The 25,531-nt window shown below is 37.8% G+C and carries 26 protein-coding genes; 7 read left to right on the forward strand and 19 right to left on the reverse strand.

Annotation, left to right across the window (positions count from 1 at the left end):
• Positions 1–67: 67 nt before the first annotated feature.
• Together V6R21_RS28660 and hslV are read right to left on the reverse strand one after the other, a co-directional pair.
• On the reverse strand, positions 68–964 hold the full coding sequence (locus V6R21_RS28660; RefSeq protein ID WP_334246928.1) for a 1-aminocyclopropane-1-carboxylate deaminase/D-cysteine desulfhydrase: 897 nt from the start codon (positions 962–964) through the stop codon (positions 68–70).
• Positions 965–968: 4 nt separating this feature from the next.
• The gene (hslV, locus tag V6R21_RS28665) at positions 969–1,508 is read right to left on the reverse strand and encodes an ATP-dependent protease subunit HslV (RefSeq protein WP_334246929.1); all 540 of its coding nucleotides are present in this window, start codon (positions 1,506–1,508) and stop codon (positions 969–971) included.
• A gap of 383 nt (positions 1,509–1,891) precedes the next feature.
• Between hslV and V6R21_RS28670 the strand changes: the two genes are divergently transcribed.
• Positions 1,892–4,474, forward strand: coding sequence for a M1 family metallopeptidase (locus V6R21_RS28670; RefSeq protein ID WP_334246930.1), 2,583 nt, complete (start codon positions 1,892–1,894; stop codon positions 4,472–4,474).
• Positions 4,475–4,535: 61 nt separating this feature from the next.
• On the opposite strand, the gene V6R21_RS28675 is transcribed toward V6R21_RS28670, so the two are convergent.
• From V6R21_RS28675 to V6R21_RS28695, 5 genes are all read right to left on the reverse strand, one after another.
• Positions 4,536–5,075, reverse strand: coding sequence for a DUF4199 domain-containing protein (locus tag V6R21_RS28675; RefSeq protein ID WP_334246931.1), 540 nt, complete (start codon positions 5,073–5,075; stop codon positions 4,536–4,538).
• A 27-nt stretch (positions 5,076–5,102) separates the two neighbouring features.
• Entirely contained in the window at positions 5,103–6,389 is a 1,287-nt protein-coding gene (locus V6R21_RS28680; protein WP_334246932.1) for a dihydroorotase, read from the reverse strand.
• Between the two features lie 131 nt (positions 6,390–6,520).
• Positions 6,521–6,934 (reverse strand): ATP-binding protein, encoded by a 414-nt coding sequence (locus tag V6R21_RS28685; protein ID WP_334246933.1) that lies wholly within the window; start codon positions 6,932–6,934, stop codon positions 6,521–6,523.
• Positions 6,906–7,265: an STAS domain-containing protein gene (locus V6R21_RS28690; RefSeq protein WP_334246934.1), complete on the reverse strand. Its 360-nt coding sequence runs from the start codon at positions 7,263–7,265 to the stop codon at positions 6,906–6,908. The genes V6R21_RS28685 and V6R21_RS28690 overlap by 29 nt, the downstream gene beginning before the upstream one ends.
• Positions 7,266–7,332: 67 nt before the next feature.
• A complete protein-coding gene (locus V6R21_RS28695; RefSeq protein WP_334246935.1) occupies positions 7,333–9,375 on the reverse strand; it encodes a GAF domain-containing SpoIIE family protein phosphatase in 2,043 nt (680 codons plus the stop codon).
• A gap of 204 nt (positions 9,376–9,579) precedes the next feature.
• On the opposite strand from V6R21_RS28695, the gene V6R21_RS28700 reads away from it, so the two are divergent.
• The gene (locus V6R21_RS28700; protein ID WP_334246936.1) at positions 9,580–9,726 is read left to right on the forward strand and encodes a hypothetical protein; all 147 of its coding nucleotides are present in this window, start codon (positions 9,580–9,582) and stop codon (positions 9,724–9,726) included.
• Positions 9,727–9,991: 265 nt separating this feature from the next.
• Positions 9,992–11,380, forward strand: a complete 1,389-nt coding sequence (locus V6R21_RS28705; protein ID WP_334246937.1) for a POTRA domain-containing protein — start codon at positions 9,992–9,994, stop codon at positions 11,378–11,380.
• Between the two features lie 12 nt (positions 11,381–11,392).
• Here the strand turns inward: V6R21_RS28705 and V6R21_RS28710 are convergent, their stop codons facing one another.
• The 4 genes from V6R21_RS28710 to hemC all read right to left on the reverse strand — a co-directional run bounded on the left by V6R21_RS28710 (position 11,393) and on the right by hemC (position 13,957).
• Positions 11,393–11,689, reverse strand: a complete 297-nt coding sequence (locus tag V6R21_RS28710; protein ID WP_334246938.1) for an ArsR/SmtB family transcription factor — start codon at positions 11,687–11,689, stop codon at positions 11,393–11,395.
• 199 nt (positions 11,690–11,888) lie between these two features.
• On the reverse strand, positions 11,889–12,392 hold the full coding sequence (locus tag V6R21_RS28715) for an NADH-quinone oxidoreductase subunit C (RefSeq protein ID WP_334246939.1): 504 nt from the start codon (positions 12,390–12,392) through the stop codon (positions 11,889–11,891).
• Positions 12,392–12,931 carry an NADH-quinone oxidoreductase subunit NuoB gene (gene nuoB / locus V6R21_RS28720; protein ID WP_334246940.1) on the reverse strand — a complete coding sequence of 180 codons (540 nt, stop codon included), beginning with the start codon at positions 12,929–12,931 and terminating at the stop codon, positions 12,392–12,394. The genes V6R21_RS28715 and nuoB overlap by 1 nt, the downstream gene beginning before the upstream one ends.
• 96 nt (positions 12,932–13,027) lie before the next feature.
• Positions 13,028–13,957: a hydroxymethylbilane synthase gene (gene hemC / locus V6R21_RS28725; protein WP_334246941.1), complete on the reverse strand. Its 930-nt coding sequence runs from the start codon at positions 13,955–13,957 to the stop codon at positions 13,028–13,030.
• Positions 13,958–14,200: 243 nt separating this feature from the next.
• On the opposite strand from hemC, the gene V6R21_RS28730 reads away from it, so the two are divergent.
• Both V6R21_RS28730 and V6R21_RS28735 read left to right on the forward strand, forming a co-directional pair.
• Positions 14,201–14,599 (forward strand): ArsR/SmtB family transcription factor, encoded by a 399-nt coding sequence (locus V6R21_RS28730; protein WP_334246942.1) that lies wholly within the window; start codon positions 14,201–14,203, stop codon positions 14,597–14,599.
• Between the two features lie 100 nt (positions 14,600–14,699).
• Positions 14,700–15,236: an RNA methyltransferase gene (locus V6R21_RS28735; protein ID WP_334246943.1), complete on the forward strand. Its 537-nt coding sequence runs from the start codon at positions 14,700–14,702 to the stop codon at positions 15,234–15,236.
• Between the two features lie 53 nt (positions 15,237–15,289).
• Here the strand turns inward: V6R21_RS28735 and gldD are convergent, their stop codons facing one another.
• The 6 genes from gldD to V6R21_RS28765 all read right to left on the reverse strand — a co-directional run bounded on the left by gldD (position 15,290) and on the right by V6R21_RS28765 (position 20,376).
• Positions 15,290–15,895 carry a gliding motility lipoprotein GldD gene (gldD, locus tag V6R21_RS28740; protein ID WP_334246944.1) on the reverse strand — a complete coding sequence of 202 codons (606 nt, stop codon included), beginning with the start codon at positions 15,893–15,895 and terminating at the stop codon, positions 15,290–15,292.
• A gap of 127 nt (positions 15,896–16,022) precedes the next feature.
• Complete coding sequence (gene gldE, locus V6R21_RS28745) at positions 16,023–17,402, reverse strand: gliding motility-associated protein GldE (RefSeq protein ID WP_334246945.1); 1,380 nt, start codon at positions 17,400–17,402, stop codon at positions 16,023–16,025.
• 84 nt (positions 17,403–17,486) lie between these two features.
• Positions 17,487–17,975 carry a single-stranded DNA-binding protein gene (locus V6R21_RS28750; RefSeq protein ID WP_334246946.1) on the reverse strand — a complete coding sequence of 163 codons (489 nt, stop codon included), beginning with the start codon at positions 17,973–17,975 and terminating at the stop codon, positions 17,487–17,489.
• Between the two features lie 99 nt (positions 17,976–18,074).
• The gene (gene mutY, locus V6R21_RS28755) at positions 18,075–19,178 is read right to left on the reverse strand and encodes an A/G-specific adenine glycosylase (protein WP_334246947.1); all 1,104 of its coding nucleotides are present in this window, start codon (positions 19,176–19,178) and stop codon (positions 18,075–18,077) included.
• 49 nt (positions 19,179–19,227) lie between these two features.
• Positions 19,228–19,734: a DUF2062 domain-containing protein gene (locus tag V6R21_RS28760; RefSeq protein ID WP_334246948.1), complete on the reverse strand. Its 507-nt coding sequence runs from the start codon at positions 19,732–19,734 to the stop codon at positions 19,228–19,230.
• A gap of 15 nt (positions 19,735–19,749) precedes the next feature.
• The gene (locus tag V6R21_RS28765) at positions 19,750–20,376 is read right to left on the reverse strand and encodes a rhomboid family intramembrane serine protease (RefSeq protein WP_334246949.1); all 627 of its coding nucleotides are present in this window, start codon (positions 20,374–20,376) and stop codon (positions 19,750–19,752) included.
• A 258-nt stretch (positions 20,377–20,634) separates the two neighbouring features.
• Here V6R21_RS28765 and V6R21_RS28770 point away from each other — a divergent pair, with 258 nt between their 5' ends.
• A complete protein-coding gene (locus tag V6R21_RS28770; protein WP_334246950.1) occupies positions 20,635–21,198 on the forward strand; it encodes a 30S ribosomal protein S16 in 564 nt (187 codons plus the stop codon).
• 501 nt (positions 21,199–21,699) lie between these two features.
• Positions 21,700–23,508, forward strand: coding sequence for an acyl-CoA dehydrogenase family protein (locus V6R21_RS28775; protein ID WP_334246951.1), 1,809 nt, complete (start codon positions 21,700–21,702; stop codon positions 23,506–23,508).
• A 99-nt stretch (positions 23,509–23,607) separates the two neighbouring features.
• On the opposite strand, the gene V6R21_RS28780 is transcribed toward V6R21_RS28775, so the two are convergent.
• Complete coding sequence (locus V6R21_RS28780) at positions 23,608–23,838, reverse strand: 4a-hydroxytetrahydrobiopterin dehydratase (RefSeq protein ID WP_334246952.1); 231 nt, start codon at positions 23,836–23,838, stop codon at positions 23,608–23,610.
• Between the two features lie 133 nt (positions 23,839–23,971).
• Entirely contained in the window at positions 23,972–25,510 is a 1,539-nt protein-coding gene (gene purH / locus V6R21_RS28785; protein ID WP_334246953.1) for a bifunctional phosphoribosylaminoimidazolecarboxamide formyltransferase/IMP cyclohydrolase, read from the reverse strand.
• Positions 25,511–25,531: the final 21 nt, after the last annotated feature.

A 25,531-nucleotide genomic window follows, 5' to 3' on the forward strand; every position in this document is an offset into this window, starting at 1 on the left:
TTGAAAAAATTAGCCTTGTTTTGAAGTGATTTCGAAACAAGGCTTTTTTATATTCAAACAAGTTCAATCAATGGTTGACTTGCAATCCTCCTGTATGTACGGCTATCACTTTTTCACCTCTCTTAAAAAAGCCATTTTGAATCAAATCATAAATACCAAACATCATCTTGCCTGTATAAATAAACTCAAGCTCAACACCCGTTCGCTCTTGAAAGCCTTTTATAAATGACATTAATTCCGGCTTTTTCTTTGCGTATCCGCCAAAATGATAATCAAGGTTTAGTTCCCAATTATTGAATGCCTTATCTACTTCTGATTCGTGCAGTAAAGTATTGATATCATCAGAAAGAAAGTCTGCTCCTTTTAATGCTGGAAAACCAATCACTTTCTTGTTGTTGTTCATACCTACAATGATTCCCGCTAAAGTCCCTCCTGTACCACAGGCACTGCAAATATAATCGTACTCCTCTGTGACAGCATTTACTTCTTTCACGATTTCCATACAGCCAGGTATGGCAAAGCGGTTTGTTCCTCCCATCGGAACCAAGTAAAAATCACCTAGCTGTTGTTTTAGCTCTTCTATAATTTCTTCATTGTCATGTTTTCGAAACGTAGCCCGATCCATATAAAGCAATTCCATTCCTACACTCTTTGCATAAGTAAGTGTAGCATTTAGAGGTAAATGCTCTTCTCCTCTGATGATCCCTACCGTCTCAAAACCAAAACGCTTCCCGGCATACGCTACTGCATAAATATGGTTTGAGTAAGCTCCGCCAAAAGTAAGTAGCTTTCTCTTCTTCTGCCTTTTGGCTTCCTCTATATTGTATTTGAGTTTTCTCCATTTGTTACCTGAAATTGCAGGATGTATCAGGTCATCTCGCTTAATAAAAAGCTCAACCCCGTAACTTTCGATTACGGGGTCGTGTATCTGCTCCAAAGGAGTTCCTTCGTGTATGTCTTTCACTTTACTATTCTAAAACTTCAATCACAAGGTTGTGGTTGGTGTAAATACAGATATCACCAGCTATATTCAAACCCTCTCTAACCATTTCTTCTGCTGAAAGATGAGTCGCGTGTTTTTGTAATGCAAATGCAGCCGCCTGTGCATACATACTACCAGAACCGATCGCCGCAATCTGGTTATCAGGCTCAATTACATCTCCAGTTCCCGAAATAATCAGTACTTCTTCTTTATTTGCTACAATCATCATTGCTTCTAACCTACGGAGAAACCTATCCGTACGCCAATCCTTCGCCAATTCGATTGCAGCTCTTTTCATATTGCCTCCATAACCGTTCAGCTTTTCTTCAAAACGCTCCATAAGCGTAAAGGCATCTGCTGTAGAACCCGCAAAACCAACAGCTACTTTTCCATCCTGAAGTTTTCTTACTTTACGAACATTACTTTTGGCTACTGTATTGCCAAATGTTGCCTGTCCGTCGGCACCTATTGCAACCTTGCCATCTTTTACAACAGCTAAGACGGTTGTAGATCTGAATTTTGTCATTGGCTTATATTCTTATGTGAAAATAAAATCTTTAGATGCTGAGATAATTCTCTTAGATACCATTTTATCAATTAGTAATCCTTTTGTTGTTTACATGTCAAAATGACAGCTTATCCACTTTCTATTTAGGATAATCATGACCGTTAGGCATTCTTTAAGTAGAAGAAATGAAGATTTAAAACCCCTATCAAGTTTTATTTAGGTTTTCTATCTCTACTAATTCCAAAGTTTTATTAACATTACATAAGGTTGACACGTATCAGAATCCTACAAAACCAAATAATATGGTGCATTACTTGTATTTATAGGTGTCAGTAACTATTCATAATATGTCTCTATTCAGACAGACTGTGAACTATGATCAACTTAATAACCTTCTTTTCATGAATATTCCATTCCGACAGTTATCCGCTAGCTTGATAATTATAATTGGGTTTCTTGGCTGTAAAACTTCTCAACCAGGCACACCTCCAGAACCTAATATTGTTATTGAAGAGACAGATGACTCGACTTCTATTGTAGAAGAATTAATGAAACAACCAGCTTCTAGACCCGCTTGGGCTCAGGAAAAAGGGGTGTATCATCCAGAACAGACAAAGTTTTTTGATCTAAAAAACACTAAACTTGATATTCGCTTTGACTGGGAAAACCAATATGTCATAGGAAAAGCTACCTTAACTATGGCGCCATATTTTTATCCACAGGAAAAAATAATCTTGGATGCCAAAGGATTTGATATCAATGCTGTTGAACTGAAAAGTTCTAATGGGAACCAGTCTTTGAAATATAATTATGATGGTTTACTGTTGACCATTTCTCTTGACAAGACTTACAATCGTAATGAGACCATTGATATCATTATAGATTATATAGCCAAGCCTAATGAACTTCAAAGTATGGGCAGCGATGCCATCACTTCTGATAAGGGTTTATACTTTATCAACCCGTTAGGTAAGGAAACAGGAAAACCTCAACAGATTTGGACACAAGGTGAGACAGAAGCCAGCTCTTGCTGGTTCCCAACTTTTGATGCGCCGAATGTCAAAACCAAGCAGGAAATTTATATCACTGTTGAAGACCGTTTCAAGACTATTTCAAATGGAAAGCTTATCAGTCAACAGCAAAATAAAGATGGCTCCCGCACAGATTACTGGAAGCAAGAACTACCACACGCTCCTTACCTATTTGCAATGGCTGTAGGAGAATTTGCTATTGTTGAAGATACTTGGAATGGAAAAAAGGTCGGTTATGTTGTTGAGTCTGAGTTTGAGCAATATGCCAAAGATATCTTCGGTAATACACCTGAGATGATGACATTCTACTCTAAAGTGTTTAACTATGATTTTGCTTGGGACAAATACTACCAGATTGTTGTAAGAGACTTTGTTTCAGGTGCCATGGAAAATACCTCAGCTTCTATTTTTATGGAAAGTCTTCAAGTAGATGACAGAACACTTTTAGATCAAAGCTGGGATTTCATCATTGCTCATGAGCTGATTCACCACTGGTTCGGCGATTTGGTTACTTGTGAATCATGGGCAAACCTTCCACTTAATGAATCATTTGCTAATTACGGCGAATATCTATGGATAGAACATAAGTATGGTCCTGATGAAGCTGAAATGCACAAGGAACAGGAATTGATGCAGTACTTATATGAGGCCACAAGCAAACAAGTGCCGCTTATCAGATACCATTATAAAGACAGGGAAGATATGTTTGACAGCCACTCTTATGCAAAAGGAGGGGTGATCATGCATATGCTTCGCAAGACAGTAGGGGATGATGCTTTTTTCGCTGCTATTCACGATTATCTTGAGAAAAAGGAATTTGATGACGCTGAAATTCATGACCTCCGTCTTTCTTTCGAAGCTGTAACTGGTCAAGACCTAAACTGGTTCTTCAATCAGTGGTTTATGTCATCTGGTCACCCAACAATCACGGTCTCTCAATCTTACGATCATGGTAAAGTAACCCTACAGATAGCTCAAACTCAAAACCAAGAGTACACTCCTGTATACAGAATACCATTGACTGTAGATATTTGGGAAGGGGGAAATAAACGCAGAGAAACTATTACACTGACAAAAGCTGAAGAGTCCTTTTCATTTCCAGTTTCTCAATCACCTGAATTAGTCCTTTTTGACGCTGAACGTATAATCCCTGGAATTGTACACCACGAAAAGACAACCGAAGAACTTGCTTTTCAAGCTAAATATGCTGAAAATATTATCCACAGGCTTCATGCATTAAATAACCTCACTGATCTGATCAGTACAAACGAGGAAGTAGGAGAGATCTTCTATAGAAGTCTAAAGGACAATAGTTGGGCTATTAGAGAATTAGCTGCTGAGAGTTTTGAAAAGTATACAGGCTCTTTAATGAGTAAAGTAAGACCTACTATCAAGGATATGATAATTAAGGACCCGAAGTCAATGGTCAGAGTAGCAGCCTTAAACACCTATACATCTATTGAGCCTAATAGTTTACTTAGGGTTCAGGAAGCCTTGAGCGACTCTTCTTATTCTGTACTAGCCACAGCTTTGTACAAATACATTGAATTGGGTGGAAATAATCCAACTGAGCTTTACTCTAAATATGAGGATGTTGACAACCTCAATATCATTATCGTACTAGCTGACTACTATGCTTACCATAAAATCCCTGAGAAAGTAGAGTGGTTTGGAAATAAGCTTAATAAGATTAGTGACCATGAGAAAGCTTACCTATTTAACTACTTAGGTACTTATGCCATGCAGCAACCGGAAGATGTTCAAATGAGAGCCGCTGAGATATTAATCAAATATGCAGAAAACAGTATTAATTATCACACTAGAATAGGGGCTTATCAAGGACTGTCTCTTTTGAATGAAAAGCCTGAGATTGATGCATTAGTGAAAAAAATTGCCAATAAGGAGGTACATCCAGAGGTTATCAGTAATCTGAGATCTTTAGGTGTACTCTAAAATTATTGAGAGTTGAAAAATCAAAAAGGGCAACTTGAGTGTTTCAAGTTGCCCTTTTTGATTAAGATTTCTTCATGATCAGCATAAAAAGAAAAGTTAGAAATGTCCCTGCCATAAACATTCCCATACTTTGGTCCAGTGCCAATTCACTAGGCGTTATATTCTGTACTGCTTTATACTGTTGTTCAAATGCTTCAAATTGCTCCTTAAACTTCTCAGGTGTTAAGGATTCTTGCATCATCTGCTTTACATCATTGATTACAGTAATTGCCTCCTGCTTATAAATGCTGATGATCCCATGGTTGGAATCAACATATTGCATTAAACCATAGAGTAATGCCATATAAACAACAGAAGCAACAATATTTAATGTAAAACCCAGTACAATACCACCTTGTGCCCTCAGTTTATAATTATTTTGCCTGTCACGGTAATACCACATTCCTCCTGCGAAGAATACACCATAAAGTCCCAAGTACATGTACTTGTACCTACCAAAAGGATTTAGGTCTAATCCGTGAAGTACCAGTATATATAAAAAACAGGCTATGGCAGCAAGAATCCCGGCCACAATACCAGTGGTAAAAAGCTGTTTATTCATAGTTTTATTTTTCGATAAACCAGTTGCTTATCGGTTTTTAAGTTCATCCTGCAATACTGCCTGATCCTTATTGAAAATACCCAATGCTTTTCCTTTTAGGCTTACACCAATAAAAGGAGTGTTTTTTGATTTGGACTTGATGTCTTTTTCTGTGAAAGTCCAATCCGCATGCTCATCAAAGATTGTCAGGCAAGCTTTTGCTCCTTCTTCAATAACAGGTTGTTGAAGCTTCAAGACCTTTCTTGGACCCTCAGTCAGTTTTTCAATAATTACATCAATTGATACACTGTCTGGCTTTTTGGATACCAACGCTGCAAATGCAGTTTCAAGCCCTAACATACCAAAGTCTGACAAGTCAAACTCCAGGTCTTTGCTTTCTTGGTCTTGTGGCAAGTGACTTGAGGTAATTGCATCGATTGTCCCATCTTGAATGCCATTCCAAAGAGCTTGTACATCTGACTCACCTCTAAACGGAGGCTTCACCTTAAGGTTTGTATCGAAATCAGACAGATCAGTGTCTTTAAAATATAAATGGTGTGCATTTACATCACATGTAACAGACAAACCTTCTTCTTTAGCTTTTCGGATAATATCCACAGCTTTTGCTGTTGATATATTTGAGAAGTGCATTTGGCCACCTGTGTAACGAAGAATTGAAACTGACCTTTCAATGGCAATTTCTTCTGCAATTGAAGGAATTCCTCTTGTTCCCATTAGGGTACTTGTTATTCCTTCATGCATGTGCCCACCTTCTGTCATAGTAGGCTCTTCTGGCAAATCAATGATAAGTCCATCAAAAGCCTGCACATACATCAGTGCACGTTTCAATACACCTAAATTCCAAGATGAGTGTGTACCATCAGAAAAAGCTACAGCACCTGCATGATACAAGTCTGTCATTTCTGTCATTTCCTCCCCTTTACAGCTTTTAGTCATCGCTGCAATTACATGCATATTAACGGGTTGGAAAAAGCTTCTTGCTTTTACAAACTCAACAGACTCTTTGGTTTCTAATGCAGGGTAAGTATTTGGCAAAACAGCAAGGTCTGTAAATCCACCAAAAGCAGCCGACCTACTTAGCGAATTGACGTCATCCTTGAACTCAAAGCCCGGTTCCGTCAAAGATGCTCTCAAGTCAAACCAACCAGCAGATACGGATAGTCCTTCAGCATTTATAGTATGTGCAGCTTCCGCTGCCTCATGCTCAGTAATTTGCTCAATGACCCCATTCTTGATCAAAATATTCACCTGTTTGTTATGAAACGGTGTGTTAGGACTAACAACTTTAATCCCCTTGAGCAGTACTTCATTCATGATATTGGAAAATTATGTCGAAAGAAACTGAATCGGCACAAAAGTAACTTAGTGAGGGGAGTTATCAAAAGGAGGGAAGCACAAAGGCTTCTGCAAACTGAGATATATTCTCATGATTTTGCTGAAGCCCTTCAAAGTTTTTTATAAAGTTGACAGATATTTGTATTTCCGTCTTTATAAACCTGAATATGGTCAATTATCTTTTTAACGAGAATTAAGCCCATGCCGCCTGTCTTACGTTGCTTTACAACTTCTGTCATATTCGGAACACAGTAGGAAGCAATATCAAAACAATCACCTTGATCTTTAATCTCGATCAATACTTCATTCTCATTTCGTCCTGGCCTGATGGAAACCTCAATAGCTTCCTCATGATTCTCCTGATTTGAATGAATCATACGATTAGCACAAACCTCATCCACCGCCAAGACAATCATATTGACAAGGTTCGCCGGCACTTGTCTTTCATATAGTACTCCAGAGACAAAGTGCCGTAACATACCCAAATTAGATGTATTACAGTTTACTGTCTTTTTGTACACCATCAGTTAATTTTTTAGCGTCTTTCAAAGAGTCCACTATATATAATAGTTGGTCTAAGCCCAAGATCTTGAAGACAGTTAGTACATTTTCATTCATTCCAAAAAAGACTAGTGTGATATTGTTCTGTTTAAACTCATCCAGTCTGGAAGTAAATACACCTATACCTGGTGAAGAAATGTAATCCAACTCACTGCAATCCATTATGATATGGTGCTTACCGTTGTCAACACTCTCTTGTAAAGTGGTATCCAACATCAATGCAGAACTTGCATCCAACTCTCCCTTTACACTCACTATGTAATAGTTTCCTTCTTCCTTTATATTTACTTCCATTTGTGACATATTACGTAAGTTTCTATAAATTAGTTTCAAACTGCTTCTCAGACAGTACTATAAGCCTTTAGAATCGTATTACAATTAGTGTAAAATCATCCTGTAGTCTTCTTTCTCCTAAAAAATCAAAGATCTCTTCAAATAGTTTATCACATATCTCTTTTACCGGCAAGCTGTTGTTTTGCTGTAAAAAATCTCTTAGTCTATCATATCCAAACTGCTCCCTACTGTCCTCCCTTTGAGCCTCTACAATACCATCTGTATAAAGAATCATAACATCACCTTCTTCATATCTCCATTCTTGTGGCATGATAAACTGCTTATAGCTTTCATCCCTAAGGATTCCTAGGCCTAGCCCTTTATCCTCAAAATAGAATGCCTTATCTTCTTTTTTCTGGTAATACAGTGTTGGACAATGCCCAGCCCTTGCAAAGCTTATCAGTTTTTGTCGTGTATCTATATTATAATAAGTAGCTGTAATAAATGCGGACCGTTCCAAGCACCCTGACAAAGCATTATTTGCCCTAAAAATCAACTCGCTTGGAGACAAGTGCATTCTCACCAACGTCTGGAATATTCCTTTCATTTGGGCCATATTAAAAGCCGCCTTAATCCCTTTTCCTGCCACATCTGCAATGATCATGGAAAAGAGTCCTTCTTCAGACTTATGGTAATCGTAATAATCTCCTCCTACCTCAATGGCTGACTCAGATATTACGATCATTTCCATTTCATCACCACTTTCCCATCTTTTAGGTATCAACCTCTCTTGTACAGTTTTGGCTATCTCAATATTCTTTTTCCATACTTCACCTTCAACAATCTGCGACATCAATTCCAAATTGTACAGGGCTATACTTGCTTGGTTAGCATAAGATGTAATGCTTTGAAGCATCATCTTATCAAATGCATTATGTATATGGCAAAGCAAATAAATAGTTCCGAAGAAACGGTCCTCAGAAAGCACCGGAATCACCATAACCGAATGGTATTGCTTTCTTCTTCCTTTTCCGAAATATGGATTGTATGAGATATTCTTAGGCTGCATCCCATCAAAACCTGCCTGTTCTGTTTCTCTTCTTAACAGCTCTGCCTCTTTTGGTAAAATACCTTCAATCATCAGAATGCTTCCATCATGCATTTCAAGCCAAGCCGCATCTGCTTTTACTGTACTTACAGCTGCATCAAAAAGCACTTTATATATTTCCTTTTCACTTTTTCTTTCTGTTACGGTACTACTCAACTGCCTGAATACCGCAATTTCCTCTATTCGCTTATCATATACAGATGATGTCGGGAGGTTGAAAAGCATGAAAAGAACCGTAATCACGCCATATATCACTATGAATGTGTATAGTCCAGTCGCAAAAACGTTTTTCAGAAGGTCGTCAGCTAAAAAGAAGTCTTTCTCAAAATAGAATTGTAAGCTGTTGGCAAAGTATGCCAAACACAGAAGGATAAATACAACTTGAAGAATCCCTGCAATCTTTTGGTTGAAGTTTAATAATGGAATCCATTTAACATTGACACTTAACACCAACATCCAAATAACCAAAAGCGCATAAGGGACATTGAAGTATATATCAATAATACCTATCCTAAAAAAGTGACTCATCAATGCCAGACCTAGAAACACTTCAAATAAGGTCCATGCTCGCTGCACAAAAATCCCTTTTTCATAAAGAATCATACGCTTCCAAGTCACAAATGCCATGACAAGTACCACGATTAGAGCTCCAAACTCAAAATGGAAAAATGTCGAGTACCAATAGGGGTGGAGTGCAAAACGGTCATCATGGAAATACTCAAGGATAATACTAACCAAGATGGAGACTAATGCACAAACAAAAGCTGTCACAAAAAGCTTCCAGAGCATTTTCTGAAAGTCCAGTTCCTGCCTTCGAACCTCAACAGACCCAAATGCATATATGCCTCCAATAAAAAGGTTCAGAGCTAGTCCTTTTACATAGAGGGGTAAGGCTTCCGGGCTAGGGGTAGTAAATATGGCATACTGCTCCCTAATACTCAGTAATAAGAGTAAAATCCATCCACAACAGGCTCCAATCAGAGCTAATACCTGAATATTTCTGTTACTCAGAAAAAAAGTCATATAATGCCGTTATATTTTTTAGTCCAAGTACTCGCTTGGTCAAAGTCCCTGTAAAAATACACACCTATATTATTAACCACATAGCCTTATATCGCTACATTCATAACTGATCGTCTAAGCTACCAAAATTCTATTTTTTCATAATTAATTCTTATATCTAATTTAACTAAGCTTAAGACTGTATACTAGTTAATTGTATGGTTGATGATCGTATTGACCAAAAAATTAGCTATTTCAGAAATAATTGAATTAAAAAATCTTAAGAGAAATGCAGAGTTCCTCACTTTCCTTTTAAAGATTGATAAAAATTATGATAATTTAGGGGTTGACCTAACAACAGGAGCTCTTTAAACTACTGATCGCTTTTAAAGTATAGCCATTATGATCAGCACAGTCCATAAGTCATTAACCTGCAGGCGACTACCAAGTATAACACTAAACTTATTTGCCCTTACTTCTTAACAAGATTCTATAATAGATGGGCTAATATTAACCAAGCTGAGACTTGCATTATATTCGACAAATATTACTTCATTATAGCAGAAAACATTTACTTCCACTCATCATAATAAGCCCGTTGTTATTAACAGGTAGTTTTTTGTGTGCTCAAACCACTATGAGCACTACAGACTCAACTTTGATTTCCTTACAACGATATTTAGCTGACTCAACTGGAGCTGTCTATATCAAAGACATCAACCTAAGTGGAAATCAAGTTACAAAGGATAAGATTATCTACAGGGAATTGGAAATGCAGCCTGGTGTATTATTACCTAAACAAGACATTGATGAGTTTTTCAAAAGTGAACGTAACAAGCTAATCAATACAGATTTATTTGAGGAAGTGAACCTCAGTATTGAAGAGGAAGGGAAAGACTCCTTGAATGTTCATATCGCTGTCAAGGAAAGGTGGTACACATGGCCAATTCCTATACTTGAGCTTGCCGACCGGAATTTCAATGAATGGTGGAATAACCGTGGAGGCGATTTCAGCCGTCTTCAGTATGGCATTATGTTCAAGCGAAGAAACTTCAGAGGAAGAAAAGAGTCATTGGACCTACTTATGAGGTTTGGCTTTTCGAATGTATTCAGAATTAACTATAATATCCCATTTCTTGATAAACAACAGAAAACTAGTTTGAGCTTTGGTGCCAGTTACAGCGAGACTCACACTGTCGCGTACGCAACTAAATTCAATAAATTTGTTGAGGTATCAAATGAGGAAAATGTTCTTCAAAAACAATGGGCAGGATATGTATCGGTAGGTAAGCGCATAGGTTTTTATGACTACCACAGGGTTTCATTAGGGTACTCTTCCGGAGCCATTGCTGATACCGTTGCTGAGCTAAACCCTAACTACTTCCTTGGTGGCCGCAAAAGCCAAAAGTTTTTCAAACTTAGTTATAGCTATGCCAAAGACATGCGAGATATACGTGTGTATCCTCTAAATGGCTATTTCGTACGTGGAAGCTTTGAAAAAAATGGACTAGGTGTATTTGATGATCTCAACTCAATAGTCATTGAGGGTGATTACTTTAAATACACTCCTATCTCCAAACGCTTCTTCCATGAACTTGGAGCAACATTCAAAACATCATTCCCTGCACTTCAACCTTATCAGGAAATGAGAGCCTTAGGCTATACAACCAAAATTTTACGTGGATACGATAATTACGTTGTTGAGGGACAACACCTGGGTATATTCAAAAATACTTTGCGATTTAAAGCGCTCAGTAAAAAATTAAACCTTAAAAAAATAATCCCTCTGAAATACTTTAGTAGTATCCCAATAGAAGTATACCTGAAATCTTATGCAGATGCTGGATATATCTCTTCACAGGTTGTTACAGAAACCAACGAGAGACTCACAAATAATCTTCTATTAGGTTGGGGAACAGGTGTTGACGTAGTCACATTTTATAACACCACTTTTAGACTTGAATATTCCCTAAATAAACATGACTTAAGTGGTGCGTTTTACCTCTATTTTAAATCTACTTTTTAACTGTAATATAGGTTAACCCATATTACAGTTACAGTTCTCTAAACATACAAGAATATTGGTTACGTCCTTTTCCTTAAGCGAGTAGTAAATATTCTTCCCTTCTCTTTGAGAGGCCAAAATCCCTTTTAGCTTCATGTTTGACAAATGATGGGAGGTTAGTGATTGTTCACATCCGAGTGCATCGCAAATTTCACCTACTGATAGTTTGTCATTCTGATCCAGCAACTCAATTATTCTTAATCGCATTGGGTGTGCAATTGTCTTCAATATAAAAGCCGCTTTTTCTATTTTTTCTGATTCCAATGACATTGTATGCATTTTTAATATATGTAGTAATAGTTTTGATAATTTAATAAAGGTAGAATCCCCATAATAACTGAGTTTTAATATAAATAATTCAACTTATGAGGATTTTTTCATATAAGTACTTATTTATGCAAGTTTGTAACGTAAAAAGTTAACCTGTATTATCCACAGAGATAATAGACTATTATAAGTGAATAATAGGCTATTCATATGCTACTTTGATTCCGTGATAATACTCTTGAGCCTGATAATCTTTTCTCAAAGGATATCCTTCCCAATCTGCAGGTAAAAGAATCCTTCGTAAATCAGGATGGTTTTCAAAGTTAATTCCTAATAGGTCAAAAGTCTCTCTTTCCATCCAGTCTGCACTTTTCCAAACACTCGAAAGTGATGGTACTTGTGGTAATACGTCAGCATCTTGATTACGCTTAATCACCACCTTCAATGTCAGCTTAGCACCATATGGAATAGAGTATAAGTGATACACAACTTCCATTGTTCCTTCTTCAGGACCATTATCAATGCCTGAAACGCAAGAAAGCATATCAAAATAGGTTTGCTCATTATCACGCAAAAAGACAGTAACTGCTACCAGTCGCTCGGCTTCGATAGTAATTGAAGGTTGTAGCGCTTCCTTATCAGCTGTTACTATGGTTTGCTCTCCAAACTCTGAGAGTATTAAATTATGTAAAGCTTCAAAATCCATTATGCTTCTTTTTCCTTTAATGCTTCTTCTTCTAAGAGTTTTTCGATTGCTTTTGGACCTCTTAAAGTTTCTTTTCTAATCTTGTCCTGAAGTTTCATGATACCTTCAATCAAGGCTTCAGGCCTTGGTGGACAACCTGGTACATAAACGTCAACAGGAATAATTCTGTCAACACCTTTGACTACATGATAACCATGTTCCCAATATGGTCCACCACAATTAGAACAGCTTCCCATCGATATTACATATCTTGGTTCTGACATTTGCTCATATAGCCTTCGTACACGATCTGCCATTTTGAAAGTAACGGTCCCTGATACAATCATGACATCTGATTGACGAGGAGAAGGACGTGGGAATACCCCAATTCGATCCAAGTCATAGCCTGAAGCAAAAGTTGCCATCATTTCTATGGCACAACACGCCAAACCGAATCCCATTGGCCATAAGGAAGAAAGCCTTGCCCAATTTATAAGGTCTTCAACTTTAGTTACAACAACTCCGCCATGTTCAAACTTCTGATCCAGCAAACCTCCCATTAATCTCTATTTTTGTAGGCTTTAACATTCTTCTGCTTAAAACCTTAGTTAGCAAGTCAATATAATAACTGAATAACTACAAGTTGTAGATGAAAGTTATTTAGATGATTTGATTTCGGCTAAAATTTTATCACCTCCATCATTCAATACCATTTCAGCTATTTCCCTGCCCAACTCTTTTGCTTGCATTTTGTCTCCTGACTTTGTGTGTCGAATGATATGACTTCCATCAAGCTTCACCAATCCTCCTGTTATAGAAAGTTCATTTCCATCCAAAGATGCTAACGCAAAAGCAGGAATACTGCAGCCACCTTGAAGCTTTTTCAAGAAACCCCTCTCTGCTCTCAGCCTATATTCAGCATCCTCATTGTTAACGGCTTTTCGGATAACTCTTTCCAAAGCAGGGTCAATGTTGCTACTCGCCTCTATCGCTACACTGCCTTGTCCCGCTGCTGGCGTAAATTCATCCAAAGAAAAATGATGTACAATGTGCTCTGCATAGCCCATTCTGTGTACACCTGCATAAGCAAGTACCAATGCATCACACAGTCCTTCTTCCATTTTTCTCATTCGAGTCTGCAAGTTACCTCTTACATCCACTACCTCAATATTCGGATAGTAATGCTTCAGCATTGCGACTCTTCTTACAGAAGACGTTCCCAAGACAACCTTATCTGTAGTATTGATTTTTAGATTCTTATTATAGCTAACAACTACATCATTCACTTGTTCACGCTCTGTAAAAGCTATGAGCTTAAAGTCTTCATCCAAAGTTGCTTGCATATCTTTAGCACTATGCACAGCTATATCTATACCCCCATTTCGAAGTTGTTCTTCCAACTCTTCTGTAAATACTCCCTTGCTTCCTATTTTGGACAAAGACTTATCAAGGATCTTATCTCCTTTTGTTTCAATGATGACCGTTTCGGTTTTAACACCCTCATTCTGTAACAGTTCTGCTACATAATCAGCTTGCCATAATGCTAGCTTACTTCCACGTGTGCCAATCTTTACTACTTTATCCAAAGCCTTTGCGTTTTATGCAATTACAAATATAGAAAACTTACTACCAGAATGTTACATATATAACAGACCTATAATAAGAATGTGAATTAACCAACAAATATCTCAATTACAGGGAATTATTGCAATAAACTTATAATAATTGGAAATGCGTTTTAACAAATAAATGGATATTATTTTCAAGAAGGTTACATTTGTAAAATCGACTAAGAGAATATTTAAAATATAAGAAGGTAAAATTGACCTATGAAACTAAAGCACTTCAACCTAATGATCGGGACACAGATACTGAAAGCATTCAGTGAAGAAGCCCGAACACGGATTATGCATTTATTGTATAGAAATAATGAGATGTGTATCTCTGATATAGAATTGGTACTTGACTTCACCCAGACCAAAACATCTAGACACCTGATCTACTTAAAAAACTCAGGTCTGGTGACCTCAAGAAAAATTGACCAATGGACTTTTTACTCTATCAAAGATGAACTAAAAGGTTTTGTTGAGATCATTTATACATATATGGAAAAAGATCTATTACTAATGAATGATCAAGAAACGTATCAGACTTTGTATAGTAATAGAGAGCTAGCCATCAATAAAATCGAAGCTCGAAAGTGGAGAAAACCACCATTACCACTATAAAACAAATAACTGATTATCAATCAAATATAGCTAATAATTCAAATCATTTATTGATATAGTAATATTTTATTTCAATTGATTTTAAGGGGCAAAATCTGATATGAGCAAGAAGAAACTTTCAATGGAAGAACTCAACAGACTAGGGGTAGAAGAGTTCAAAGCTACGGATAAACATACTGCAGTAGTAGTACTAGATAATGTGAGAAGTCTTAATAATGTTGGGTCTGCTTTCAGAACATCTGATGCCTTTCTTGTAGAAAAACTTCTGCTATGTGGTATTACAGGATGCCCACCTCATAGAGATATCAACAAAACTGCCTTAGGAGCGCAAGAAACGGTTACTTGGGAGTATCATGACAATACACTAGATGCACTTAAGCAATTAAAAGCAGAGGGCTATAAGATCATTGTGGTGGAACAGACTACAGGCAGTGTAATGCTCAATGAATTTAACCCTTCCAAAGAAGAGAAGGTTGTATTTGTATTTGGCAATGAAGCATTCGGTGTAGATGATGAGGTTGTTTCATTTGCTGATATGAGTCTTGAAATTCCTCAGTATGGCACCAAACACTCACTAAATATTTCTGTAAGTATTGGTATTGTTTTATGGCAGTATATCCAATCGGTAAACGGCTAAAAAAGCAGGTATATGATACCATCTTCTTAAAGTATCATATACCTCTATTCAGATTACTTTTTCCACTTGAGCGTATTAATCATATGTATCATGTCCTGTTTCATATAGTCAATCACAGGAGCCAACGAATCATTTGCTGTCGCTGTAGGAAAATATAGCGCCGCTCTAAAAAAGTGCTGTGAGGAATCTGTCACAAAGAATTGAAACTGACTAGGTACTTCCCCTTCCAACTCAAACATAACTGCAACATCTCCATTAGGTGTTGTAGTTCGTGACTCTTCTATAGCAGTAGCCTTCACATTATGTTTAAAAGTCAGTTTTCCTGCTGTATTGGTATAACCAATCAATGAATCATAATTAGGAACTGGCTTATAGGATATGTCAATAGATGCCTTAAAATTCGGGTAGTATAACTCAAACCAATAAGGCTCTGTCATAAACGACGTATCAGGTACAATCGTACTGAATTTTGATAACTCAAACCTGTAAGGGTAGTTTACAAATTCGCCTGTATCAGGAAATGCCTGATATACATGTTCTGGCAATACAATTCTCTGAAAACCTCTTGGCTTTGGCACATACCCTTCTTCTTTCTTACTACAACTAGCCACTACCAATAATAATAGCATGCACTGCAATACTCTTTTATATATTCTCATCTCCAATTCGTTATTATCAGCTCCTTAACTCTACAAAGATATTAAAACCCTGTTTTTATAAAATAAATAAAGCCACAGGCATCGAAAACTGTGCCTGTGGCTTTTGGATTAAATTTATCAAGGCTATTTATCCATGCACCTTTGCTTTAGATGTTTTGGTTACCCTGTCCTTGAAAGTCACTTCAATCATCTTTATTCTTTTCTTATCAACGGCTTTTACCTTGAATATTAGATTGGAAAAACTAACCTGCTCTCCTGTGTTAGGCATTTTCCGGAACAACTCCAGCATCAAACCTCCCAACGACTCACTCACTCCTTTAGCTTCACCCATTATTTCAGGGTCAACACCTGTTACCTTACAGAAATCAAGCAAAGATGTTTTACCATCAAACACCATCTTAGCATCACTAAGTTTTTTATACCCCATTTCATCCGGCATATCAAACTCATCATTGATTTCACCAACAATTTCCTCAATGATATCTTCAAGTGTGACTAGTCCGGTTGTTCCTCCATATTCATCAACGATGATGGCTATATGAACACGCTTCTCCTGAAAGTCTCTAAGCAACTCATCTATTTTCTTGTTTTCAGGAATGAAGAATGTATCTCTCCTCACTTTATCTTGCCATTTGAAATGCTCTTCCTCATCCAAGTAGGGGAGGAGGTCTTTGATGTACAAGATACCATGTATATTATCAATACTATCCACAAAAACTGGGATTCGCGAGTAACCACTCTTATTGATCCTATCCATTACATGGTGATAATCCATCGAGATATCAATTGCTTCAATGTCCATTCGTGACTGCATAATTTGCTTCACACTCATGGAACCAAAGTTTACAATTCCTTTCAGAATCTCTTCAGCATTGATTGTATCTTCGGAAGCTGTCACAATTTCTACAGCCTCATTAAGTTCATTGACTGATACCTCAATCTTCTTTTTCTTTTTAAGTAGTTTTTCTACAAAATCACCCAAAAAGGTTAACCCTGATGCCATAGGGCTAAGCATTGTAATTGCTGCTGATATAATGCCTGACACTTGCTTTGCAAAACGCAGATTTCGCTGAGAAGCATAAACTTTTGGTACAATCTCTCCAAAAAACACCACCGCTGCCGTGACAACAACTGTCATGAAAAACAAGATGATAGGGGCATCTTTTTCCATACCCATCTTGCTTGCTATATCCCATGAAATATAAGTGGAGAGTGTAACAATAGCTACATTGACTAGATTATTCAGAATCAGTACTGTAGCCAGAAGGTCTTTTGGATTTTGCAATAGTTTAAAAACCCGCTTTTCAGTAGCATCCTCACTGTTTTTACAGCGTTTAATCTGCTCAGCGGTAAGGGAGAAATAGGCAACTTCAGACCCTGATATTAATCCTGATAACAATAGGAGAAATAAGGTGATCAGGATACTAAAATAAGGTAGATCGGACAGCATGCTCGTCATCAGGAACATCAACTGCTGGACCGAATCACCATCAATCGTGTCAGCCAAAGCTTTAACAGTTTAGTTAAACATATATTGGAAAATGGTATACTTCAGAGATAAAAGCATACCATTTTCCTGAAATATAAAAAATCAGAACGGTAAATCATCAGGATCATCACCTCCAAGTGAATCACTTCCAGATGAAGTGCTTTCAGTTGAAGTTGAAACTGGAGAAACATTTGAAGAACCACCCATAGCCGGCTCGTTCATTGGTGGCTCATAGCCAGGCATGCTACTGCCTCCTTCTGTACGGTTATCTAACATAACCATGTCTCTTCCTACAACTTCAGTTACATAACGGGTAACACCATCTTTTTCATAAGAGCGTGTAGTGAGTCTACCTTCAACATAAATTTTGCTTCCTTTTTTCAGATATCTTTCAGCAACTGTTGCCAAGCCCCTCCAAAGAACAATATTATGCCACTCTGTCATAGACTGCTTGTTTCCATCACGATCTGTATATGATTCAGTCGTCGCAATTGGAAACGTAGCAACTGAAGTGCCGCTTTCAAGGTGTCTTACTTCTGGGTCTCTTCCTAGGTTACCTACTAGTATTACTTTATTTACTCCGTTAGCCATAATTTTATGTTTATGAATTTCCTATCTATTTGGTACTAAAGGTAAAAATCCTTTGCTTAATCCAAGAATAAATAGGCTTCTATCACTAAAACAAAATACTTAATAAATATATTCTTTCAAATAATTCTCAATCAGGATCGGTTTCGGACTATCATTTACCTCATCTATTGATAAAACACTCATTCCCAAATGATTTGATAGTTCCTGTAGTTTTTCTGCATTCGGTAATTCAACCTTAAAGAAACGAACGGATAGCCGTTGGTGGGTCAATATATGCTTAAAATCAGGCGATTCTTTTACATTATTATCCATCGCCGTTTCTAACAAACCAGTTCCCCATATTTCATCACTAGAAAGTGATGAAATTAAGGCATCAAATGTAAGAAATTTATCCCTCTCAATCAGGTAGAAATCGAACAAACCCTGCCATATGTCCTTACCTTTTCTCTGTTTCATTAAGAGCATCCCTTTATGTTCAAAGACAAGGTAATGAAGAAAACGCTTTTTTACCTTTACCTTTTTTGTTTTGACAGGAAAACTACTCTGTTCTCCATTTGATCTTGCTACACATTCTTGAGCAAACGGACAAAACATGCAGTTCGGGTTAGCAGGAGTACATTGAATTGCTCCAAACTCCATTAAAGCTTGGTTAAAAAGGTCAGGATGTTCTTCAGAAATTAATGAATTCGCTAATTCTGAAAATGCCTGCTGTCCTTTTGGACTAGCAATATCATCAGCCATACCAAATACACGAGACAAAACCCTGTACACATTTCCGTCCACTGAGGCTACTTTTTCCTTAAAGGCAAATGAAGCAATAGCTGCCGCTGTATATTTACCAACACCCTTTAGCTTTAAAAGTTCTTTGTATGATGTCGGAAATGTACCTCCCAGTTCATCAACAATGTGGTTTGCTGTCGTATGCATATTTCTCGCTCTCGAGTAATAGCCCAACCCTTGCCATAAACGCAGGATTTCATCTTGTGGAGCCGCCGCAAAGTCTTTGACTGTCGGATATTGAGCTACAAACCGCTCATAGTAAGGTAGCCCTTGTTGGACTCTGGTCTGCTGTAATATGATTTCAGATAACCAGATCTTATATGGGTCAGTTGTTTCACGCCAAGGTAAATCTCTCTTATGCTTTAGGTACCAGCTGATTAGAGTAGAATCAAAAGAATTGTCAGAATAAGTGGTTGAAGTCATTCAGTTTAGTATGGTTGATATATTAAGTTAAGTCTGTAAAGAACTTAACTTATATTGCCTCATTTCGGTTTGTCGAGTCAAAGTTTCTTACGACTCTCTTAAATATTGGTTTAGTTACTAGGTAAATTAAAAAGCTGGAGGGCAACATGGTTACACACCATGCCAATACAGCAGCCATTAGAACTCCTCCCAATCTTTGTATTGTTCCAAACCAATCAGCTGTAAACTGCTCAGATAACTCTGTTGCTGAAATAGAAAAACTTTCAGGTCCAAAGTAATGTGTTCCCACCTGAATAAAAGGTACTAATAATATCAACTGTAGTGGATATACAAAATAATTAGCAAGCTGGGTTGCTGGTTGATTAAGCCCCAACAAAAAGCCCAATATCAAACAAATCGTTGTTGATGTCCCAAACAAGGGAAAAACGCCCACCGCTGTTCCTAGCGCTACTGATAATGCCAACTTATGTGGAGAAATCCCTTGCTTTAGTAAGTTCAACAAGGGATCAATAAGCTTCCTCTTCAAAAAGGAAGCTTTAGGTAATGGTTCTGTCACTTTTCTTGATTTCTGTTAGAAGAGAGACCAATTAGAAATCTGGTCAATAAAATAAGGTACAACTGCCGGTCTTATTGCAATACCGAAAACAACACCAAAGATGGCACCATAGAAATGAGCAGAATGATTTACTCTACCCACATTACGTTTATTCTCATAGTATGAATAAATGAGGTATAAAGCACCAAACAGGAAGCCTGGAATACATAGTATTGCCCATAGACAAACGCCCTCTATCGGATTGTATAAAATGCTTGCGAACAATACAGAGGACACACCACCTGAAGCACCAAGGGCACTATAACCAGGATCATTCTGATGCTTGAAATAAGTAGGTAAATCTGAGATTACAACTCCTGCAAAAAAGAGTACTATATAAAGAATACTTCCCAGTTGAGCACTACCCATTACTGCTCCAAAGATGCTTTCCACTACACCTCCAAAGAAATAAAGGGTAAACATATTAAAGAACAGGTGTCCATAGTCTTTGTGAATCAACCCTGATGTGATAAACCTTCCAAACTCATTCCTATTTTTAATACTGTAAGGATGCATCAGCATTTTACTGTATAAGTTAGGCTGTCTCCAAGCGTAAAGGCTTATCCCTACTATGGCTATTATCAATATGAGGTTTGCTGACATGTTGATGGATTATATTTTAATTATATATGTAAGTGAACAAAATTAGTCATCCCATAAATTTATTGTTGAAGCTGTTTGGCTTCATACAAAAGCAATCAAGTCCACAAAAGTAAATAAAACCTATGTTTTTAACATTCTAATTATCTGATATAAGGAATTTTAAATTTATAACGTATATTTGCAGCCGATTTTGGGACGTGATCCCACATTAATAATTTCTCACTGAGGGACGTGATCCCTCGATAAACATTCTAAGAAATGGCAGTAAAAATCAGACTGGCAAGAAAAGGTAGAAAAAGAAAGCCTATTTACAACGTAGTTGTAGCTGATTCAAGATCACCACGTGATGGTAAATTCATTGAGAAACTGGGTACTTTCAACCCTAACGTACACCCTGCTCAAATCAACATTGATGTAGACAAGGCTACACAGTGGCTGATGGTAGGTGCACAACCTACTGATACAGCAAGAACTATCTTGTCAAAAGCTGGTGCTATGTACAAGAAACACCTGCAAGTAGGTGTTGCTAAAGGTGCTAAAACTCAAGAGGAAGCAGACAAAATCTTCCAAGAGTGGATGGCTTCTAAAGATGCTTCTTACGCTGCTGAACTGGAAGCTCAGAAGCAAGCAAAAGCAGATGCTATCAAGAAAGACCAGGAAGCTGGTGTAGCTAAGAGAAAAGAAGCTGCAGAAGCTGAGGCTAAAGCGAAAGCTGAGGCAGAAGCTGCTGCAAAAGCGGAAGCTGAGGCTGCTACTGCGGAAGAAAACGCAGAAGAAGGTGAAGCTCCTGCTGATGATGCTGCTGAAGAAAGCGCAGAATAAGAAACTTTAAGCATGAAGGTGAGGAGTTGTTCCATCACCCCGTAAACTTAGTTTTAAGTTTCGTGAACTATAAATCGGTTAAAAGCCTAGATTTCTATGCATAGAAATCTAGGCTTTTATTGTATCCAAGAATGAGCTTTTAGCACTATCACGTTATCTGAGGTAAACTTTATCTTACATGTCATATTCGTGTACTTTTTGCACTTATTCCTCGAAACTAATCCCCTCCTTATTCAGTTATTTATTTCAGAAACATATATCAAATACATTATAATATAAGGTGTATTCACCTGTAAAGAGGTAAATTTTTTTTCATCCAATATTATGCATGCATAATATTTTTTATATATTTGTCCAAATAAGGTATGCATGCATAACAAATACTTACAAAGGTAAAGCTCAATAATTACGGTGGACAACACCGTTTATTTGACACTAAATACTCTGCATGCAGAATATCTTGTAGAGACTCAAAACAACCATTAACAACTCAAATAAGCAATGAACACATTCGCCGAAAAAAAGCACGCGATTAAAGGTGGTGAATTCATTATCAGAGAAAGTAATCCTGAGGAAATCTTTATCCCTGAAGAATTCACCGAAGAGCAAAAAATGATGGGGGCATCAACCAGAGATTTCATTGAAAAAGAAATCACCCCTAATGCAGAGAAAATTGATAGCCATGATTGGGAACTAGTGAAGTCAATCTTTGACAAAGCTGGTGAACTAGGCCTTTTAGGTATCTCAGTACCTGAAGAGCTTGACGGTTTGGGAATGAACTTCAACACATCTATGTTGATTGCCGATCTATTTGGAGCAGCTGGTTCATTCTCGACTACTTATGGAGCACATACAGGTATCGGTACACTGCCAATCCTATACTACGGTACAGAAGAGCAGAAAAAGAAATATGTATCTAAGCTAGCAACGGGTGAGTGGGTAGGCTGTTACTGCCTGACAGAACCAGATGCAGGTTCAGACGCTAACTCAGGTAAAACAAAAGCTGTTCTAACTGAAGATGGCAAACACTATCTGATCACTGGTCAGAAAATGTGGATCTCAAACGCAGGTTTTGCAGATGTATTCATCGTTTTCGCAAAAATCGAAGATGATAAAAACCTGACAGCATTCATCGTTGAAAAAGACTTCGAAGGTCTTTCACTAGGTGATGAAGAGCATAAGATGGGTATCAAAGGTTCTTCAACTCGTCAAGTATTCTTCAACGACTGTAAGGTTCCTGTTGAAAATATGCTCTCAGAAAGAGGAAACGGCTTCAAGATCGCTGTAAATATCCTGAACATTGGTCGTGCTAAACTAGGTGCAGGTGTATTGGATGGTTCTCGTCGTGTAATCGAGCTGTCAACACAATATGCTAAAGAGAGAAAGCAATTCAAGCAGTCAATTGCAAACTTTGGTGCTATCAAGCACAAGCTTTCGCAAATGGCTATAAAAACATATGCTGTTGAGTCAGCATGTTACAGAGCTGGTCAGAACATCGATGACAAGATCGAGGAACTGATTGCTAGTGGCATGGATGAAGCTCAAGCAAAACTGAAAGGTATTGAGGAGTTTGCTATTGAATGTGCAATTCTGAAAGTACATGGCTCTGAAGCTCTTGACTATGTAGTAGACGAGGGGGTTCAGGTTTACGGTGGAATGGGCTTCTCGGCTGATGCTCCTATGGAAAGAGCTTACCGTGATGCTCGTATTGCTCGTATCTACGAAGGTACAAACGAAATCAACCGTATGTTGCTTGTAGGTATGATCGTAAAGCGAGCTATGAAAGGCGAGCTTGATGTGATGACTCCTGCAATGGATGTGGCACGTGAGCTTACTTCAATTCCTTCATTTGAAACAATTGATGCTTCCAAGCTTTTCAATGTTGAAAAAGACTTGCTGAAGCGCCTGAAAAAAGCAGCGCTAATGGTTGCAGGTAAAGCCGCTCAAACTTTTGAAGCTGAACTTTCAAACCAACAAGAAATCCTGATGAACATTGCTGATATGCTGATTGAAATCTATGCAGCAGAATCCGCAATGCTGAGAACTGAAAAACTGGTTGCTCAGAGAGGTGAGGATGCTTGTAAGGCTAACATCTATGCTGTTGAAGTATATATGAGAGAAGCTGCAGAGAAGATTGCTGCAGCTGCTAGAGAAGCTATTCCTGCTATTGCTAAAGGTGATGAGATGAAAGTGATGATGATGGGCGTGAAACGCTTCACAAAATATGATTTTGTGGATGTTCATGGCAAGAGAAGAGCAATTGCAGATCAAATTATTGAAAAGGGTGGTTACCCATTCTTTTTCCTTTAATCGTAGATATATATATATAGGACGATTATCAAATACTTGGTTACATGATGGAAAAAGCCCAACTGTTTCAGTTGGGCTTTTTTGTATCTAATAACTTCTTTACACTAGCTTATCAATTGCAGCTGCCAGTTTTTTGTCCTTTTCCGTGACCGTATTTCCTGCATCGTGAGTCGTTAACTCAATATCTACAGTATTCCATACATTTGACCAATTTGGATGATGATCCATTTTTTCCGCCAACATAGCTACACGGGTCATAAATGCGAAAGCCTCTGAAAAGTTTTTGAACTTAAATGTCCTCTTAAGTTTATTATCAGCTTCTGTCCACATGATGTTTATTGTTTAAGGGTTGTATGTGATTATTAAAATTCAAAGTAGAAAGATTAATCTACTCAGACAATGACTATAAAAACAAAAGGCTCCTCGAAAGGAGCCTTCTTAAAAATCAGATATATTTTCAGAATTAGTGTTTGAAATGTCTAATTCCTGTAAATACCATTGAAATATTATGCCCATCACAGTAGTCAATTGACAGCTGGTCTTTTACTGATCCACCTGGTTGAATGACTGCCTTGATACCTTCATTGTCTGCAATCTCTACACAATCAGGGAATGGGAAGAATGCGTCTGAAGCCATTACTGCATCATTCAGATCAAAGTTAAATGACTTCGCTTTTTTGATTGCTTGCTTTAACGCATCAACTCGTGAAGTCTGACCTACACCACTTGCAAACAATTGACCATCCTTAGCCAATACAATTGCATTAGATTTAGTATGCTTCACTACTTTGTTAGCAAACAGGAGTGCTTTTACCTGAGCATCTGTCGGAGCAGCTTTTGTCACTACTTTCAGGTCTTCTGTAGTTTCTGTTACAGCATCTTTTTCCTGAGCTACAACACCATTCAGTAATGTCTTGTACAAGTACTTAGGCATTGCTGTTTCCTTTCTTTCCAACAAGATCAGGTTTTTCTTGCTTTTCAGTAATTCCAGAGCTGCATCATCAAATGCTGGAGCAATCAGTACTTCACAGAACAGTTTATGAATTTCCCCTGCTGTTTCAGCATCAATCGGCTGGTTTGCAACCAATACACCACCGAATGCAGATACTGTATCACATTCAAATGCTCTCAGGTATGCTTCTTTGATCGTATCACCTGTTGCTACGCCACAAGCATTTGTGTGTTTCAGAATTGCGAATGCAGAACCTTCAGCCGCTGGGAACTCATCAATCAACGCAATAGCAGCATCAACATCAACAAGGTTATTGTATGAAAGCTCCTTGCCATGAAGTTGATTGAACAGATCGTCAAGTTTACCAAAGAAAGCTCCTTTTTGGTGAGGGTTTTCTCCATAACGAAGAACTTTTGACTCACGCACGCTTTCCTTGTAGTTCATGATATGCTCTTCTTCTGGCAACGTCTCATTGAAATAGTTGAAGATAGCTGTATCATAATGAGATGAAATATCGAAAGCTTTTGCAGCAAAACGCTTTCTGTCTGAAAGTTCAGTACAGCCTTTCTTATCTCTTAGGATATTCTCAAGCTCGCCGTACTGCTCTCTTGAAGATACAATTGTTACATCTTTGTAATTCTTGGCAGCTGCACGGATCAGTGAAATACCTCCAATGTCTACCTTTTCGATGATATCTTCATGTGGAGCTCCTGATGCTACTGTTTCCTCAAAAGGGTAGAGGTCTACAATTACCAAGTCAAGGTTTGGAATATCATATTCCTTCACTTGCTGAACATCAGTTTCGTTATCTCTTCTGTTCAGGATACCACCAAATACTTTTGGGTGAAGTGTCTTTACTCTACCACCAAGAATGGAAGGGTAAGAAGTAAGGTCTTCAACCGCTACTACAGGTACACCCTGCTCTTCAATAAACTTCTGTGTACCACCTGTAGAGTAAATTGTTACTCCGTTCTCGTGCAGAAGTTTAACAATTGGTTCAAGATTGTCTTTGTAAAATACGGAAATGAGCGCTGATTCTATCTTTTTCATTGAGTCAAGAGTTTTGGAAAT

Source organism: Limibacter armeniacum (genome assembly GCF_036880985.1).
GTDB classification, from domain to species: Bacteria; Bacteroidota; Bacteroidia; order Cytophagales; family Flammeovirgaceae; genus Limibacter; species Limibacter armeniacum.

Coding starts and splice junctions, on each gene's coding strand:
- hslV (WP_334246929.1), bottom strand. CDS start 1,508: ATGACAAAATTCAGATCTACAACCGTCTTAGCTGTTGTAAAAGATGGC.
- V6R21_RS28670 (WP_334246930.1), top strand. CDS start 1,892: ATGAATATTCCATTCCGACAGTTATCCGCTAGCTTGATAATTATAATT.
- V6R21_RS28675 (WP_334246931.1), bottom strand. CDS start 5,075: ATGAATAAACAGCTTTTTACCACTGGTATTGTGGCCGGGATTCTTGCT.
- V6R21_RS28680 (WP_334246932.1), bottom strand. CDS start 6,389: ATGAATGAAGTACTGCTCAAGGGGATTAAAGTTGTTAGTCCTAACACA.
- V6R21_RS28685 (WP_334246933.1), bottom strand. CDS start 6,934: ATGGTGTACAAAAAGACAGTAAACTGTAATACATCTAATTTGGGTATG.
- V6R21_RS28690 (WP_334246934.1), bottom strand. CDS start 7,265: ATGGAAGTAAATATAAAGGAAGAAGGAAACTATTACATAGTGAGTGTA.
- V6R21_RS28695 (WP_334246935.1), bottom strand. CDS start 9,375: ATGACTTTTTTTCTGAGTAACAGAAATATTCAGGTATTAGCTCTGATT.
- V6R21_RS28700 (WP_334246936.1), top strand. CDS start 9,580: ATGATCGTATTGACCAAAAAATTAGCTATTTCAGAAATAATTGAATTA.
- V6R21_RS28705 (WP_334246937.1), top strand. CDS start 9,992: ATGAGCACTACAGACTCAACTTTGATTTCCTTACAACGATATTTAGCT.
- V6R21_RS28710 (WP_334246938.1), bottom strand. CDS start 11,689: ATGTCATTGGAATCAGAAAAAATAGAAAAAGCGGCTTTTATATTGAAG.
- V6R21_RS28715 (WP_334246939.1), bottom strand. CDS start 12,392: ATGGATTTTGAAGCTTTACATAATTTAATACTCTCAGAGTTTGGAGAG.
- nuoB (WP_334246940.1), bottom strand. CDS start 12,931: ATGGGAGGTTTGCTGGATCAGAAGTTTGAACATGGCGGAGTTGTTGTA.
- V6R21_RS28730 (WP_334246942.1), top strand. CDS start 14,201: ATGAAACTAAAGCACTTCAACCTAATGATCGGGACACAGATACTGAAA.
- V6R21_RS28735 (WP_334246943.1), top strand. CDS start 14,700: ATGAGCAAGAAGAAACTTTCAATGGAAGAACTCAACAGACTAGGGGTA.
- gldD (WP_334246944.1), bottom strand. CDS start 15,895: ATGAGAATATATAAAAGAGTATTGCAGTGCATGCTATTATTATTGGTA.
- V6R21_RS28750 (WP_334246946.1), bottom strand. CDS start 17,975: ATGGCTAACGGAGTAAATAAAGTAATACTAGTAGGTAACCTAGGAAGA.
- mutY (WP_334246947.1), bottom strand. CDS start 19,178: ATGACTTCAACCACTTATTCTGACAATTCTTTTGATTCTACTCTAATC.
- V6R21_RS28765 (WP_334246949.1), bottom strand. CDS start 20,376: ATGTCAGCAAACCTCATATTGATAATAGCCATAGTAGGGATAAGCCTT.
- V6R21_RS28770 (WP_334246950.1), top strand. CDS start 20,635: ATGGCAGTAAAAATCAGACTGGCAAGAAAAGGTAGAAAAAGAAAGCCT.
- V6R21_RS28775 (WP_334246951.1), top strand. CDS start 21,700: ATGAACACATTCGCCGAAAAAAAGCACGCGATTAAAGGTGGTGAATTC.
- V6R21_RS28780 (WP_334246952.1), bottom strand. CDS start 23,838: ATGTGGACAGAAGCTGATAATAAACTTAAGAGGACATTTAAGTTCAAA.
- purH (WP_334246953.1), bottom strand. CDS start 25,510: ATGAAAAAGATAGAATCAGCGCTCATTTCCGTATTTTACAAAGACAAT.